Raw genomic sequence first — 15,153 nt, 5'->3', positions numbered from 1 at the left:
AGTATACCGCCGGAGTCCACGCGCGCCGACTACCCTCAGCATGAATGCAGCCCTACCCGATCCCGCCGCCCTCGCGACCCGCATCAAGGCCTGGGGTCGCACGCTCGGCTTCGGCGCAGTGGGCATCGCCGGCATCGAACTGGAGCGCGCGGAAGCTCATCTGCTCGACTGGCTGGCACGCGGCTTTCACGGCGACATGGACTACATGGCCCGCCACGGCCGCAAGCGCAGCCGGCCGGCGGAGCTGGTGCCGGGGACGGTGCGGGTCATCTCGGTACGCATGGATTATCTGCCGCCGGCGGGGGCGGACCCCGAAACGGTGCTCAATGTACCGACGGCGGCCTACATCTCGCGCTACGCGCTGGGCCGCGATTATCACAAGGTGATGCGCCGCCGCCTGCAGCGCCTCGCCGACCGCATCGAAGCCGAGATCGGCGCCTTCGGCTACCGCGCCTTCGTCGACAGCGCCCCCGTTCTGGAAAAACCCTTGGCGCAGCAGGCCGGACTCGGCTGGATCGGCAAGCACACCAACCTGCTCGCGCGCGAGGCCGGCTCCTGGTTTTTTCTCGGCGAGCTCTATACCGACCTGCCGCTGCCCGTGGATGGACCGGTCGCCGCCCATTGCGGCAGTTGCAGCGCCTGCATCGACATCTGCCCGACGCAGGCCATCGTCGCGCCCTATCGGCTTGACGCCCGCCGCTGCATCTCGTACCTGACCATCGAACTCAAGGGCTCGATTCCCGAACCGCTGCGCCCGTTGATCGGTAACCGCATCTACGGCTGCGACGACTGCCAGCTCGTGTGTCCATGGAATCGCTTTGCCCACCCTGCCGAAGCACCCGATTTCGCCCCCCGGCACGGTCTGGACGCCGTTCGACTAGTCGAACTGTTTGCCTGGAGCGAAGCGGATTTCCTGGCGCGTACCGAAGGTTCCGCCATTCGCCGCATCGGCCATGTGCGATGGCTTCGCAACATCGCCGTCGCACTGGGCAACGCACCGGGCAGCACCGCCATCGTCGCGGCCCTGCAGGCACGCACGGATCATGCTTCCGCCCTGGTGCGCGAGCATGTGCACTGGGCATTGGAGCGGCATGCGAAGCACGCGGCCACGGGTTGCACTTGAGGGAAGTCAAGTCGTCCGCCATCGGCGCATGACATTGCTGATATTTCTTCTACACTCAACGGAGCACCCATCCCACCGGAGCGCCACGATGCCTGCCAATCTGCAACGCCCGCATGCACGGACTGAATATCCCACCGAACTGCCGCTGCTCCCGGAAGGCGACGAGGTCGCGCTGTATTCCCCCAACCAGATTCACCGCATCCAGCTCGCACGCGGCGAAGCCGCGTGCTTCCGCACCGACGCACGTTACGCCTGCCGCAAGCTGGATTGCCCCCTCGGGGCCGAATGCCGACGCCGAATCGCCGTCTGGCGGCGCTGACCCCCCGCCATTTCTGCCGCACCCGCGGCGGTCGCTTCGCGCCGGCCGCCGCGCCGGATATCAATCGCCGTCGTCACTCGCCATGAAGTGGCTGAGCGGCGCATGCTGCTCGTGGGCCATGGCCTTGAGGTAGCGCAGGGTTTTCTCGTAACTCGCCTGGCCCTTGCTGGCGATCCATTCCTGACGCATCTGCTCGGGACCGGGAATCTTGAGCAAGCTGGTCGGCGTATAGCGGTTGTCGGCCTTCGGAGACACTGTGGCGCCATCCGGGTGGAGATGAGCGCGAATCCAGGATGCGGTCACGGTCTGGCCGCTAGCGCCCGCGATGCGACGCAGCAACTTGCCGTCGGGACAGCTGCCAGTGTTGTAGGCCACCGGCGTGCGCAGCGGCTGCACCGGCACCTCGGCGGCGTCCGGACGGTCGCGCCAGATGCCGCGGATCACCGCGGCATTGGCATCCCACTGCGACATCGGTGGCAAACCGAGAATGGCCTCGATGGTGCGCACGAGATTGACCTGGGAATAACGCGTGGTGACCTGCGTGTGGCGCACCCACGGCCCCAGGGCGATCGCGAAGGTGCGATGGGCGTCGATGTGATCGGCGCCTGATTGCGCATCGTCCTCGGTCACGATCACCAGGGTGTGCTTCCACTGCGGCGTGGTGCTCAGATAGTGCACGATCTGCGCGGTTGCGCGGTCGTTATTGGCGACATAGTAATCAGGCGTGTAGTAGCAGGGACTGCGTCCGGCGGTGTGATCATCGGGCAGCCAGATGTAGGTGAACCGGGGCAGGTCGGCGGCATGACGACGCATCCAGTCGATGGCCACGTGCGCGCGGTGGGTGTCGAGGATCATGCGGTCCCAGCCGGGGAAGTCGACGGCCAGATGCGCCCGCATGGCCGGGGCGATGACGCCGGCCTCGTTGCGCGATACGAACTCGCCGAAATCCTCGAAGCTGACCCGATGCGCCAGCAGGTCGTTGAACAGGTACAGCCGCTGCGGGTAGGCGATCCAGGGATTGGACCAGCGCCCGAGCTTGGGCAGATCGGTGTAGATGGCGTAGGGGTTGGCGGCCCCGCCGGGGATGCCGCCGGTGCCGTCGGCGAGCTTGGCGGGCACCAGCGACTGGGTCCAGCCGGGGTTGGGCACGAGGCCGCGGCCGGAGTAGTACTGCGGCCAGGTGCGCTGCACGAAGTCGGAGTCGGAGGCGCCGGTGACCCACTGGTGGCCCTGGGCGGTGACCTCGCCGTCGGCGTAGAAGTTGTCGAACAGGGCGTAGCGGTCGGCCCAGGCGTAGAGGTTGGGCAGCTGGCGCGGGCCGTAGAGGGCGAGCTTGGGGTCGGCCCAGCGACCGGCGGGCCGGTAGTCGCCGAGTTCCTCGTCGAAGGTCTTGTTCTCGCGCAGGATGAAGACCACGTGGCGAATATGCCGGCGCAGCCAGGTCGCCGTCTCCCGATTGGCATGCGCCAGCGCATCGCGCCGCGCCTGATCGAAACCATTGTCGCGCAGCGCGAGCGAGGTCAGGCGCGGCAACTCGGCGTTCAGGTGCGTGTAGTCGATGCGCTGGAGCACGCCATGCATCATCGTGCCGACCCACTGGTGCTTGAGGTTCGGCCCGCTGCCCATACCCTTGGCGGCCACCACGTAGAGCGCATCGGGACCGGCGGCGAGCCCGGTGGGATACCAGGCGGTGGGGACCAGGCCCAACCGCCGCCCGCTGGCGAGATCGAATATGGCGACGTCGTTGTTGCCGGCATTGGCGACGAACAGCCGTCCGCCGTGAACGGCGACGGCATCCGGATAACTCCCCGGGGGCGCGCCGGGATAGGGTGCGTCGTCGAAGGTACGCACGACCTTGAGGCTGCGCGCGTCGATTTCCACGGCCTCGTCCAGATTCGCCGCCGCGAATACCACCTTGGCCGTGCCGGGCACGGCGACGAGGCCGGTGGGGTGGATGCCAGGGTCGGCGTTGTCCGGCCCCGTCCTGGGACCCACGCAAACCTGCCCCAGGGGCTTGAGGCTGCGAGCGTCGAGTACGCTCACGCCGCATCCGCCCCAGTCGCTGACGACCAGTAGCTGGCCGTGGTCGGCGAGCACGGGAGCAAAAGGATACGGTCCCGCGTTGGCGTATTGGGTGGCGCCGGTTGCGAGATCGATACGCGCCACCGCATTGCTGAGCAAGCCGGTGACGTAAGCATGGCGCCCCTCGTGATCGAGCGTCACCCCGTCCGGATAGAAGTGGTACGCGCCGCCGCGCGAACCCTGATAGTGATACGGATACTGATCCCGCGGGAAAGGGTGGAAGGCGAGGCGATAGCGCCGCAGTTCATGGAAGCCCTGCCGGTCGTGGCGCAGCGCCAGCAGCACGTCGCTGACACCGCCCGCGGCATAGACGTGCCCGCCGGGGCCGGCGGCGAGCCCCTGGAAGAAGTCCTGACGGGCGATGCGCAGCACGCCGGCATCCGGCGCCCCGGCCGCGATTTCGCGCCTGTATCCCTGCACCTGCCCCGATGCCCGCAAATCGTGGGCCTGATAGGCCGCAACCGTCTGCGCATGCGTGGCGCCGCTGGACAACACGTAGGCGCGGCCGTCGTCGACAACCACAGCGGTCACGAAATTGGACGTCCCGAGCAACGTACCGACCGGGCTGATACGCCTGCCCGTGGCAATCTCGTGCGTGACCGCCGCCAGATCGCCGAGACGTCCGACCATCGGCACGGCCGGCGCGTCATCTTCCGCCCCCGCCTCATCGTCGGCCCATGCGGCATGCGACAGCAGCACCGTCACGATCAGTGGAATCAGCCATCGACGGCGGGAAGAAAACCGTTGGCACATGGACGACATGGCGGTCTCCTTACCGCTTAATTACCGGAATTGATCTGCACGACGACCTCGAAGGTACGGTGTGCTTTGCCGAAGGCCTTGGGGAACGGTGGGTAGCTGAGCTGTCCGACGGTCTTGAGCGCGTCGTGGCGGATGAGGGGATTGGCGCCGCCGGAGATGATGTGCACGTCCTGCGCGGCGCCGCCCTGGGGGCCGAGCACGAAGCGCACCCGCACGCTGCCGGACAGGCCGAGCTGGCGCACCATCTCGCCGACCTGCACGTTGTTCTGGATCAGCACGTGCAGGGCCTGGCTGTAGGCGGCGATCGCCGACGGGCTGGGCCCGGACACGGGCGCCACCTTCGGTGCCGGCAGCGGCGACTTGACCGCCTGCGGCGCCGGGTGCGGCACCACGTGCGGATGCGGCGCGGGCTTGGGCTTGGGCACCGGCTTGGGTTTGTGATGCACGATCGGCTTGGGCCTGTGATGCACCGGCCGCGGCTTGTGGATCACGTGATGCACGGGCTTGGGCTTGTGGTGCACCACCGGCTTGGGCTTGGGCTTCTTCGGGATCACGATCTGCGGCTTGGGGATCGGCGGCGGCGGCACGATCCTGGGCTGCACCACCGGCTGCGGCGGCGGAGGCGGCGGCAGCTTGACGAACTGCACCGTGGTCACCTGCTGCGGCTTCGCCGGCGGCGGCGGCGCCGGCGCGTGGTGCCACGGCCACAGCAGCAGCACCGCGATCAGCACCTCGAACGCGAGCGCCAGCACGAACGCCCGCGGCAGGCCCAGCCGCGGCGGCGACCACGGCCCGAGCGACGGCGCCAGCGCGCTCATGGCGCCGCGCTACCCGTCGGCGGCGCGGCGGCCGGGGCGGTCTTGCCGGCGCCCGCCGGAGATCCCGCGCGCGTGGCCAGGCCGATCTTGCTGATCCCGAGCTCGCGCACCGCGTTCATCACCCCGGTCAGCTCCTTCACCGTGGCCTTGCCGTCGCTGGCGATGATCACGCTCACCGTGGCCTTGTCCTTGAGCGCCGACAGCGCCTGCTTGAGCGCGTCCAGGGTCACCGTGTGGTCCTGGTAGCGCACCGCGCCCTTGTCGGTCACGCCGACGATCACGCTCTTGTGCGGCAGCTTGGTCGCCGTGCTCGCGCTCGGCAGGTGCAGCTTCACCCCGGTGTTGGGGATCATGTGCAGCACCATCAGCACGAAGAACACCAGCAGGAACATCATGATGTCGATCATCGGGATGATGTTCAGCCGCGGTTCCTGATGCTCGAAGTAGCGGGAGCGATCCATCTCACACGCCCTCGGCCTTGCGCGTGTCGCCCAGCCCCAGGTGCGCGCCCAGCGCGCTGCGCGTCTCGAAGTGTTCCGCGCCGGCCTCGCCGTGCGCCTTGACGCCCTCGCCGTGCAGGCGGTTGATCAGCAGCAGGCGGATCAGGTCGAGCTGGTGCATCGCAAGACGCAGGCGCTTGTTCAGCAGGTTCAGGAACAGCACCGAGATGATCGCGATGAAAAGACCCATCCCGGTCGACACCAGCGCGTCGGCGATGCCCCCGGTGGCCTTGACCGCAGCCCCGGAGCTGCCCAGCACGTTGAAGGTGTCGATCATGCCGATGATGGTGCCGAACAGGCCCAGCAGCGGACCTAAGGTCGCCGCCGTGTCCAGCAGCCACAGGTACTGGTCCAGCCGCGGCATCGACCACAGCACTTCCTCGTCGAGGTGCTGCGACAGTGCGTCCGGCGTCTCGGCCTTGGACGCCACCGCCTGCAGGATCAGGCGCCCCTGCAGGGTGTGCGAATAATCCTCGCCCAGCGCCTTGAGACCGCGCACGTCGCGGTAGCCCAGCGCCTTGAGCGATTCCTCCACCCGACCGCCCGCACCCAGCACCCGGTAGTAAAACCACAGCCGGTCAAAAATCACCGCCACCGCCACCAGCAACAGCAGCGCCATGATGATCGGCAAACCGCCCGACAGCTTGATCAGATGAACGATCAGTTCCATTTCCAGATTACCCTCATAAATTTTGACCACAAGCCGACAGGCATATACAAGCGATTTTCAACGCCCACCGCCTGCGTCATATCGACGCAGGCGGTGGGAAATGCTCGAAGCTAAGACCCAGGCAGCCTGGATTTGTTCTGTGAATATATTGTTAAAACGACGCATTGAGGGCCACGCCCATGAATCGCGGCGCCCCCTCCTGCACCAGCTCGTAATTTCCGCCGGAAGTCTGGCTGCCGTGCACGTAGGCGTATGCGATGTACTGGGTATCGGCAACGTTATCCAGATAGGCGGACAGCTTGATCTTCTTGAAATAGCTGCCATGCGGCTGCCAGGTATAGGACGCCGTCAGATCGATCACGGAATATGACGGAATCGTGACATTACTGGTCGCGCCGCTCTGATAGGCAATGTATTGCCGACCGACGAAATGCGAGCTCAGATTCGCATACCAGCCGGCACGGCGATAGCTGACACCGAGATTGGCCGTATAAACGGGAACGTCCGGGCGCCACATACCCGCCTTCACCGTGCCGTTGTTGCCCTTGAAGTCCTTGGTGTACTTGGCGTCGGTATAGCCATAGTTGCCATCGATGGAGAAATGATCGAACAACGGCTTTTCAGCCGCCAGGGTAAAGCCCTTGTAGTCAGCCGTTCCAGAATTATACTCGGTGGTCACACCGGTCACGTTGCTGTACGAATAGCTGAACACCTTGTTGAAAATACGATCGAAGACGGCGATCGAGGCCTTACCGAAAGAGCTGCTGTAGCGGATGCCCGCATCGACGCTGTCGACATACTCCGGCTCGACCGTAACCGGCGATGGAATCGGCGAGCTGCCAATCACGCTATACAACGCACTGATATTCGGCGCTTTGTAGGTACGTCCGTAATTGGCGTAGATCTCAACCGGCTTGATCGGGCTGAAAGTCGCGCCCAGCGACGGTTCGGCCCAAGTGAAGGTCTTGCCGACGGCGCCGCTGTAGCTGTAGTAATAACCCTGCGCATCCTCCGAAAACATCGATACGTGGACATACTTGACGCCGGGATAGATGTGCAGGCGCCCGCCCATCAGGGAAATATCGTCCTGCGCGTAGCCGTCCCAGTAATCCTTGCCGTCGTGTTCCAGCCAGGCATCGTTGTAGCCCATGATCATCGGCACCGGGGAGCTGCCGTACCAGCCTTCGGTCGAGTAGTCCTTGGCGTGCAGGATCATGCTGCCGAGCGTCACGGTATTGGACGGCAACAACAGGGTGATGTGCGCTTTGCTGCCCACATTGTTGTAGTTGTCGATATAACGCTGATATTGCGTCCCGGCATGCGCCGACCCGAACATCTGGGTTGCGAGGGCGTTGTTGTAAACATTGAAATTGGAACCGTAGCCGTCGAGCGCCGAGGAGCTCTTCAGCGTGGTCGGCAGCGCATAACCCATATAACTGTTGTTGTATACCGCGTTGGCATAGGCGGTACGATCGTTCTGAGTGTCGTTGTAGAAAAACTTCAGACTGCCCACGGCAATCGGATTGAGCAGCGACTTGACGCCCAGAATCATGTGTGTGGCATGGGACTGCACCCAATTGTCAACCACACCCCTCGGATACTGATAGTTCCTGCCGTATTGCTCGATCAGCGCCAGCGGAATAGTGTCGGGCATGCGCGCCTTTTCGTCGTTGTGTATCAAGATCAGGCTCAGCTTCGACAAGCCGTCGTTGAACGGCTGCAGGGCGGCTAGATAATACGAGTCGAGATGCGCATAAACATGCTGCTGGAACCCCGCCTCGTTGGTATGGCCGTATCGCGCAAGCACACGGAAACCGTCCAGCGACTTGATCGAGCCGCTATTGGCCTCCACATGCACCGAGTTGGTCCCCCCATGCCGGGCATAGGCGCCGCCACTGACGCCGATATCCAACCCGGACGCCTTCGCAGGCAGCTTCGGCGAGAAATTGATTGTGCCACCCAGAGAATTCATCGAATTCTGCTGCGGCGTATTCGCGCCGCTGTACACCTGCACGCCGGCAATCTGGCCGGTGGTCATCGGCGTGACCGCATGATCGTCGCCCTGGCCATATACGCCGCCCAGGAAGGTATTGATGATCGGCACGCCGTCGAAGGTCGCGCCCACCTGGGAGCTGCTGAAGCCATTCAAGGTAAACGCGGTGTCGCTCGACAGCAGATTGCCGGGGCCTGAACTCAAAACATTGAAGCCCGGTATATTTTTCAGGATCGACAGCAAATTACTCGATGGGCTGGCATGCTCTACCTTGGTTTTGTTCACCGTGGCGACCGCCTTTTCCGGCGGCACGGTCTCGACGACTTTCTTGACCTGCGTAACCGCTCCCGAATCTGAATCTTGCGCATAGGCCGTGGAAATGGCCGCCCCCATCACCACGCAACCGATCGCCACCCTGATGGCATCACGTAAAATCCCCTTGCCCTTGATATCCACCTCGAACCTCCATCGCCATGAGTCGTGACGGCAAGCGAAAGCCGTCGCAAAGTAGGCGGCGATGGTATTCGAACGATCGTTAAATATTCGTTAAAAACTGATTAACCAAAAACTAAATCCAGTGGATAGCGAAAAATAAAAAAATGTTCACGAACCATCTCGATATTTTACTGTCAACAACAGGTTTTATTGCGCGTCGGCACTTACGTAACAGTTACAATTCTCATTCAGCCGACCATTCAAACCCGCCCTTCGGCATCGCCCCATCAGGCATCGCCTTTCAAACGCCGAGCATCCGGCACTTGCGGATCGGTTTCCATTTCCGGTTGTTTGACCGATTCGTCCTTGAGTGCGATACCGCTCAAGGCCCGTCGCTTCGCGGCCGACATCAGATAAACCAGCTTGTGCGCGGCTGTGCTGCAGGGCAGCCCTTCGGGGCGGACGTTGCTGATGCAGTTGCGTTCGGAGTTCAGACGCCCCGGTCGCGGAGCGTAGGTGAGATAGATGCCCAGGCTGTCGGGCGAACTCAGGCCGGGGCGTTCGCCGATGAGCACGACCACGAGCGATGCGTTGAGCGCCTGCCCGGCCTCGTCGCCCAGCGCGACGCGCGCCTGCTCGGCGACGACCAGCGGACCGATGCGCCAGCCCTGCGCCCGCAACGGCGTCAGCACGGCCTCCAGCAAGGACGGCGCGTGGCGTTCGACCGCGAGGGCCGAGAGTCCGTCGCCCAACACGAAGACGACGTCGTAACCGGCGGAAGGTTCGCCGGCCAGGCGCGCGGCGGCTTCCGGCGCGAGCGCACGGCCGAGATCGGGACGCTGCAGGTAGGTCGCGCGATCGGGCGCACGGCTGGCCGCGCGCAGCACCGGCAGCCCCAGCGGCGCCAGACGCGCGCACAGCGCGTCGGCGTCCAGCGGCCGGTGCACGGCATCGCGCGCCTTGGCGTGCGCCAGACGAAAATCGAGCACCGCCTCGGTCGGCTGGCTGCCGCCGACGCGGCCCAGCGCGATGCGCGCATCGGTAAATCGCCGCAGACCGCGCCACGGATCGGCCTGCCCCGGCAGTCTGCGCCCTTCGCCGCTCATTCGCCGACCGCCAGCGGATGGGTCAGCAGGGGATGCGCCGGCTCGGCAGGACGCAGCCGGCGGCCGTCCTCGACGATGCCCATGGCCTCCAGCCAGGCCTCGAACTCCGGCGCCGGACGCAGGCCGAGCACCTGGCGCAGATACAGCGCATCGTGGAACGAGGTGCTCTGGTAGTTGAGCATGACGTCGTCGGCGCCGGGGATGCCCATGATGTAGGTGCAGCCGGCCGCGCCGAGCAGGGTGAGCAGCGCGTCCATGTCGTCCTGGTCGGCCTCGGCGTGATTGGTGTAGCACACGTCGCAGCCCATCGGCAGGCCGAGCAGCTTGCCGCAGAAGTGATCCTCCAGCCCGGCGCGTACGATCTGCTTGCCGTCGTAGAGGTATTCCGGGCCGATGAAGCCGACCACCGTGTTGACCAGCAGCGGCGAGAACGCCCGCGCCACGGCATAGGCGCGCGCCTCGCAGGTCTGCTGGTCGACGCCGTGGTGCGCGTTCGCCGACAGCGCGCTGCCCTGCCCTGTCTCGAAGTACATCACGTTGTCGCCGAGCGTGCCGCGTCCCAGCGACAGCGCGGCCTCGCGCGCCTCGCCCAACAGCGCGAGGTTGATGCCGAAGCCGGCGTTGGCGGCCTCGGTGCCGGCGATCGACTGGAACACGAGGTCCACAGGCGCGCCGCGCGCAATCACCTCGATCTGGCTGGTGACGTGGGCCAGCACGCAGGACTGCGTGGGGATGCGGTAGGTTTCGCGCACCTCGTCGATGAGTTCGAGCAGCGTGGTCAGCGCGCCCAGGTGGTCGCTGGCCGGATTGATGCCGATGACCGCGTCGCCGCTGCCGTAAAGGAGGCCGTCGAGCACGCTCGCCGCCACCCCGCGCGGGTCGTCGGTCGGATGGTTCGGCTGCAGCCGCGTGGCCAGCCGCCCCTTGAGGCCGATGGTGTTACGAAAGCGCGTGATCACCTCGCACTTGCCCGCCACCAGCACCAGGTCCTGCAGACTCATCAACTTGGACACCGCGGCGACCATTTCCGGGGTCAGCCCCGGTGCGAGCCGCGCCAGCACCGCTGCGTCGGTTTCGTAGGCCAGCAGCCAGTCGCGGAAACCGCCGACGGTGAGATGCGCGACCGGGGCAAAGGCGGCCGCGTCGTGCGTGTCGAGGATCAGCCGCGTGACCTCGTCGTCCTCGTAGGGAATCAGCGTCTCGTCGAGAAACGCCCTGAGCGGCACGTCGGCCAGTGCGCGCTGCGCCGCCACCCGTTCCACCGCCGATTCGGCCGCCAGTCCGGCGAGCTGATCGCCGGAACGCAGCGGCGAGGCCTTGGCGAGCAGCGTCCGAAGGTCCGCGAAGGCGTAGCGCGTGTCGCCTACCGTGTGTCGATACATGGAGTGAGCCTCCTTGATCAGGTCCAGGGTTTTATCAGGGCGACCAGCAGCCCGAAGGCCACCGCGATCGCCGTCCAGGCGGTCACCTGCCAGAACAGTAGCGGATTGCGCTCGTACAGGCTGCGTCGCCGCGCCACCCCGGCCGGCGCGCCCGTGCGGCCTGCGTATTCGAGTTCGTAAAGCAGTTCGAGCACGTCCTGATAGCGCTCGTCAGGATCGCGCGCCATACCCTTCTCCAACACCCGGCTCAGATACGCCGGCAGCTCGGGCCGGTGGCGGTGCAGCGGGACGGACTGACGCAGCCCGTAGGGCGACTTGCCGCCGCTGAACATGCGGTACAGCGTGACGCCGAAGGCGAACACGTCGGAACGGGCGTCGCCGCTGCCGCCGGCGAACAGCTCCGGGGCCATGTAGGCCGGCGTGCCCGGCACCTCCGCGGGCGCCGGATCGAGCACGCCCGGCATGGCCGAGAAACCGAGATCGAGCAGCCGCAGACCGCCGTCGCGCAGCAACATCACGTTCTCCGGCTTGATGTCGCGGTGGAATATCTCGCGCCGATTCAAGGTGTCGATCGCCTTCGCCAGGCGGCCGGCGATCTCGATCCCCTCATGCAGACCGACCGGACTGCGCTGCAGCCGCGTCTCCAGCGTCTCGCCGTCGTAATACGGGCTGACCGCGTACAGCCGCGTCTGCCGGCCGGGCTCGGGCGGCAGGTAATCGATGAGGTACTGACTCTTCACCCGCCCGGAAATCCAGGTCTCGCGCAGGAACGAGCGGCGGATGTTCTCGTCGTGCTCCGCCCGCGGCAGCGGAAACTTGACGATCACCGGGTCGCCCTGAGGCTGGTCCGCGGACCGGGCCACGAACAGGCGGCTGTAATGTCCCGAATAGAGCACCGATTCGAGTAGGTAGCCGTCGACCTTGTCGCCGCTGCGCGGCAGGTCGCCGATCGGCAGCGGGCCGATGACCCGTTCGAGATAATGCAGATCGAGCACGGGCAGCGCCATCACGTCGAGCACCACGGCGCTGGCGTTATCCCGCCCGAAGGCGACCGCGGCCTCGATCAGGCGCTGCGCGGCGGTCTGCGCATCCGCCTCGGCCAGCAGCGGCGCGAGGCGTGCATCGGACAGAGTGCGGTGCAGGCCGTCGCTGCACAGCAGATAACGATCCCCTTCGGCCAGGTCGAGTACGTCCCAGTCGGCGGCGATGGCCCGCTCCAGACCGACCGCGCGGAGTACCACGCCGCCGATCACCGCGGGCTCGTAATGGTCCGCACCGATGCGCCGCAGGCGGCCTTCGCGCAGGCGGTAGAGCCGAATGTCGCCGGCGCGCAGGAAATACGCCTGGCGCCCGCGAAGAATGAGTGCCGCGAAGGTCGCGGCCATGGCGGTAAGCCGGGGGTCCACCCGTCCCTGGGCATGCACCCAGGCATTGGCCGCATCCAGCGCGCGGGCGGCCGCCCGTTCCGGACCCAGGGTTTCCGGCAACTGATAGTAACCTTCGAGAAAGCTGCGCACGGCCAGTTCGGCGGCCACCGCACCGGCAGCCGCGCCGCCCATGCCGTCGGCCAGCGCGACGACCACGCCGCGGGTTGCGGCACCGGCGGCCTCGCCGAGCGCTATGCCGGCGTAATCCTCGTTGACCGCCCGCCGGCCGGCCACCGAGACGAATCCGATTTCCAGTCCCGGTCCGACGCCGTTCGGCTCGATCACGATCATGGCGTTCCCGTCCTCGCCGAAATCGCCGCGGGCGCCGGTGAACTCCGGCGCCCGCGGATCATTGCCTCGCATCTTAGCCCGCGTCGGCATGCGGTGCTCAGGCCGCGTCGCCCTCGCGCCGCGCCGGCTGCCTTTCGCGCAACAGCGCGATCAGATAGTCGGTGCTGGCGCAGGCCGTGCAGCAGTAGCGCCGCTCGGCGCCGTCCACCAGCCGCACGACCGGCCGGCGACCCAGGTGCAGCCGGCACACGGCGCACGTGTCCTGTGCCGGCTCGGGCGCGCCCACCCTCAAACCTCGCTGCTCGCCCGCAACTCGGGCGGGGCCACGTCCATGCTCGGGTTCATGTCGAAGAACCCGACCGGCTTGAGGTGGAAGCCCACGTAGGCCACGGGCATCACCGGCCAGTCCTCCGGACGCGGGATGTGGTTGTGTCCGCAGGTGTACCAGACCACCAGTTCCTGATCCTCCAGGGAACGGTTGGCGGCGGTATAGACCGGCAGCCCGGTATCGCCGTGGCTCTGGTTGACGTACATGCCCGCCGCGAACATCTCCTCCGGCGCATAGGGCGTCACCCACAGGTGGTTGCGCATGAAGCCTGCGCGGTTGACCACGCTGGCGCCCGTGGTGGCGAAGGACAGCACGTTTTCGCCGTGGACCAGCTTGTAGCCGACCGGTTGACCCAGCCGATTGAGCTTCTTGCGGTTGACGATCTTCCAGTAGCGCGCGAACATCGGCGCGATCGGACGCTGCGCGTCGGCCTCGCTCTTGAGCAGCGTGGAAACGGGATAGCAACCGTTGCCCAGCGGATTGGCCGGCCCAGCCTCTTCCGACACCGTGTTGACCTCGTAGATGGCGTTCTCGTCGCCGTCCACGTTGAAGTGCAGCCGGAAGTTGAAGAAGTGCTGGTGGATCGGCGCATACAACTGCTCCGATACCAGGCTCCCGTACTTGGGCATCTCGCCGGGCGGGAAGGCGCCGACGGACAGACAGCCGGTGAGCTTGACCTCGAGCTGGATGTCGCCGGTCTGGTAGAAGTACCAGAAGAAGCCGTAGTCGTAGTTGCCCACCGTGGCGATGAACGACACCACCAGGCGCCGCGAACGCCGCACCTCGGTATGGTTGGTGCGCCAGTCGCTGTGCTTCCACAGGGTGCCGTAGTCCTCCTCGTGCAGGCACACCGCCTTCGGGATCTTGACCGGCTCGCCACGGCTGTTGGTCATCACCGCGTCGAAGTACTTGATCGTGCCCAGGCAGTCGCAGCCCAGTTCCAGGCTGTTGGCCAGAAGACCGATGCCGTATTCGCCCACGTCGAAGGCGTTCTTGCGGTTGTGGTTCGGGCCGGGATCGCCGTAGGGCACCACCATTTCGGACAGCGAGGCGCGGTAGATGATCGGGCGCTCGCTGCCGTCCTCGCCGTAGCCGATCTGGTACAGCACCAGACCCTCGCGCGGCGTGAAGCCGATGCGGAACTTCCAGCGCTGCCACGAGATCTCGTGACCGTCGACCGAGAAGCTCGGACCGTCGAGCTGGACGATGTCCAGCGACTTCAGGTCGTCGCGCAGCGGACCGACCGAGTTCACGGTGTAGTTGCCCGAGGGGGGCGGCAGCGGCACGATGCCGTTGTCTTCCACCTTGAGCACGCGCATCTCGTTGAGATCGACGATGGCGATCACGCCTTCGACCGGCCGTCCGTAGCCGACGTCGTCGTGGCTCTCGCGAATCCAGGTCAGCGCGCGCGAGAGGCGATGCCCGCTGTACTCCTCCTCGCCGTAGTAACCCGCCGACCACGGGTCGACGATGGCGTCTTCGAAGTTGGTGATGCCGCGACGGCGCAAGGCTTCCTGCCACTCCGGCGAGGCCTTGACCGCGTTCTCGCACTCCATGAACTCGTCGAGGTGGATCGGCGGCTGCACCCCGGGCACGTGGGCCCAGGACTTGACCGCCGATTCGCTCAGCGAGACGACGGCCTCGTAGGTCTGGCCGTCGCGGTTGTCGAGCATGATGAAGTGCACCTCGCGCGGCTGGGACTCGCCCGCCTCGTACGCGGTGACCGCGTACTTGCTCGGTTCCTTGAGCGTCACCGACATGAAACGCATCGACTCGGCTTCGGCCTTGCCCTGCTTCAGGACAGCGACCGCCTGCCGGACTTCCTCGACCGACAGCGGTTCCAGAGGGTGGAGTGCGGCGGTCACAGCACCCTCCTCGGCAATTCTTTCATCAATGCCAGGCATTTCAATTTCCCTC

12 protein-coding genes are annotated in these 15,153 nt (G+C 65.8%); 2 read left to right on the top strand and 10 right to left on the bottom strand.

The features are described from left to right. The first annotated feature begins 40 nt into the window (after nucleotides 1-40). Both queG and THPRO_RS15275 read left to right on the top strand, forming a co-directional pair. Nucleotides 41-1,123 (top strand): tRNA epoxyqueuosine(34) reductase QueG, encoded by a 1,083-nt coding sequence (gene queG / locus THPRO_RS15280; RefSeq protein ID WP_065089836.1) that lies wholly within the window; start codon nucleotides 41-43, stop codon nucleotides 1,121-1,123. An 88-nt stretch (nucleotides 1,124-1,211) separates the two neighbouring features. Further along, the gene (locus THPRO_RS15275) at nucleotides 1,212-1,442 is read left to right on the top strand and encodes a hypothetical protein (RefSeq protein ID WP_038091298.1); all 231 of its coding nucleotides are present in this window, start codon (nucleotides 1,212-1,214) and stop codon (nucleotides 1,440-1,442) included. A gap of 60 nt (nucleotides 1,443-1,502) precedes the next feature. On the opposite strand, the gene THPRO_RS15270 is transcribed toward THPRO_RS15275, so the two are convergent. The 10 genes from THPRO_RS15270 to THPRO_RS15225 all read right to left on the bottom strand — a co-directional run bounded on the left by THPRO_RS15270 (nucleotide 1,503) and on the right by THPRO_RS15225 (nucleotide 15,140). Further along, nucleotides 1,503-4,286 (bottom strand): bifunctional YncE family protein/alkaline phosphatase family protein, encoded by a 2,784-nt coding sequence (locus THPRO_RS15270; RefSeq protein ID WP_201787008.1) that lies wholly within the window; start codon nucleotides 4,284-4,286, stop codon nucleotides 1,503-1,505. A 17-nt stretch (nucleotides 4,287-4,303) separates the two neighbouring features. Beyond that, nucleotides 4,304-5,038: an energy transducer TonB gene (locus tag THPRO_RS17080; protein WP_161490005.1), complete on the bottom strand. Its 735-nt coding sequence runs from the start codon at nucleotides 5,036-5,038 to the stop codon at nucleotides 4,304-4,306. Between the two features lie 62 nt (nucleotides 5,039-5,100). Beyond that, the gene (locus THPRO_RS15260; protein WP_052064746.1) at nucleotides 5,101-5,565 is read right to left on the bottom strand and encodes an ExbD/TolR family protein; all 465 of its coding nucleotides are present in this window, start codon (nucleotides 5,563-5,565) and stop codon (nucleotides 5,101-5,103) included. 1 nt (nucleotide 5,566) lies between these two features. After that, nucleotides 5,567-6,274, bottom strand: a complete 708-nt coding sequence (locus THPRO_RS15255; RefSeq protein ID WP_065089894.1) for a MotA/TolQ/ExbB proton channel family protein — start codon at nucleotides 6,272-6,274, stop codon at nucleotides 5,567-5,569. A gap of 151 nt (nucleotides 6,275-6,425) precedes the next feature. Beyond that, the gene (locus THPRO_RS15250) at nucleotides 6,426-8,723 is read right to left on the bottom strand and encodes a TonB-dependent receptor (RefSeq protein WP_038091221.1); all 2,298 of its coding nucleotides are present in this window, start codon (nucleotides 8,721-8,723) and stop codon (nucleotides 6,426-6,428) included. A 266-nt stretch (nucleotides 8,724-8,989) separates the two neighbouring features. Then, on the bottom strand, nucleotides 8,990-9,808 hold the full coding sequence (gene eutC / locus THPRO_RS15245; RefSeq protein ID WP_052064501.1) for an ethanolamine ammonia-lyase subunit EutC: 819 nt from the start codon (nucleotides 9,806-9,808) through the stop codon (nucleotides 8,990-8,992). Continuing rightward, nucleotides 9,805-11,190, bottom strand: a complete 1,386-nt coding sequence (locus THPRO_RS15240; RefSeq protein ID WP_038091220.1) for an ethanolamine ammonia-lyase subunit EutB — start codon at nucleotides 11,188-11,190, stop codon at nucleotides 9,805-9,807. Before THPRO_RS15240 ends, eutC begins: the two co-directional genes overlap by 4 nt. Nucleotides 11,191-11,207: 17 nt before the next feature. Continuing rightward, entirely contained in the window at nucleotides 11,208-12,980 is a 1,773-nt protein-coding gene (locus tag THPRO_RS15235; RefSeq protein WP_161490004.1) for a bifunctional protein-serine/threonine kinase/phosphatase, read from the bottom strand. Nucleotides 12,981-13,005: 25 nt separating this feature from the next. Further along, entirely contained in the window at nucleotides 13,006-13,158 is a 153-nt protein-coding gene (locus THPRO_RS17075; protein ID WP_161490003.1) for a hypothetical protein, read from the bottom strand. A 38-nt stretch (nucleotides 13,159-13,196) separates the two neighbouring features. Further along, the gene (locus THPRO_RS15225; RefSeq protein WP_065089834.1) at nucleotides 13,197-15,140 is read right to left on the bottom strand and encodes a primary-amine oxidase; all 1,944 of its coding nucleotides are present in this window, start codon (nucleotides 15,138-15,140) and stop codon (nucleotides 13,197-13,199) included. Nucleotides 15,141-15,153: the final 13 nt, after the last annotated feature.

This window comes from Acidihalobacter prosperus (assembly GCF_000754095.2).
Taxonomy (GTDB): domain Bacteria; phylum Pseudomonadota; class Gammaproteobacteria; order DSM-5130; family Acidihalobacteraceae; genus Acidihalobacter; species Acidihalobacter prosperus.
The sequence above is the reverse complement of the archived record's forward strand: the minus strand, read 5'-3'. Positions and strand labels throughout refer to the sequence as shown.

Coding starts and splice junctions, on each gene's coding strand:
- queG (WP_065089836.1), top strand. CDS start 41: ATGAATGCAGCCCTACCCGATCCCGCCGCCCTCGCGACCCGCATCAAG.
- THPRO_RS15275 (WP_038091298.1), top strand. CDS start 1,212: ATGCCTGCCAATCTGCAACGCCCGCATGCACGGACTGAATATCCCACC.
- THPRO_RS15270 (WP_201787008.1), bottom strand. CDS start 4,286: ATGTCGTCCATGTGCCAACGGTTTTCTTCCCGCCGTCGATGGCTGATT.
- THPRO_RS15260 (WP_052064746.1), bottom strand. CDS start 5,565: ATGGATCGCTCCCGCTACTTCGAGCATCAGGAACCGCGGCTGAACATC.
- THPRO_RS15255 (WP_065089894.1), bottom strand. CDS start 6,274: ATGGAACTGATCGTTCATCTGATCAAGCTGTCGGGCGGTTTGCCGATC.
- eutC (WP_052064501.1), bottom strand. CDS start 9,808: ATGAGCGGCGAAGGGCGCAGACTGCCGGGGCAGGCCGATCCGTGGCGC.
- THPRO_RS15240 (WP_038091220.1), bottom strand. CDS start 11,190: ATGTATCGACACACGGTAGGCGACACGCGCTACGCCTTCGCGGACCTT.
- THPRO_RS15235 (WP_161490004.1), bottom strand. CDS start 12,980: ATGCGAGGCAATGATCCGCGGGCGCCGGAGTTCACCGGCGCCCGCGGC.
- THPRO_RS15225 (WP_065089834.1), bottom strand. CDS start 15,140: ATGCCTGGCATTGATGAAAGAATTGCCGAGGAGGGTGCTGTGACCGCC.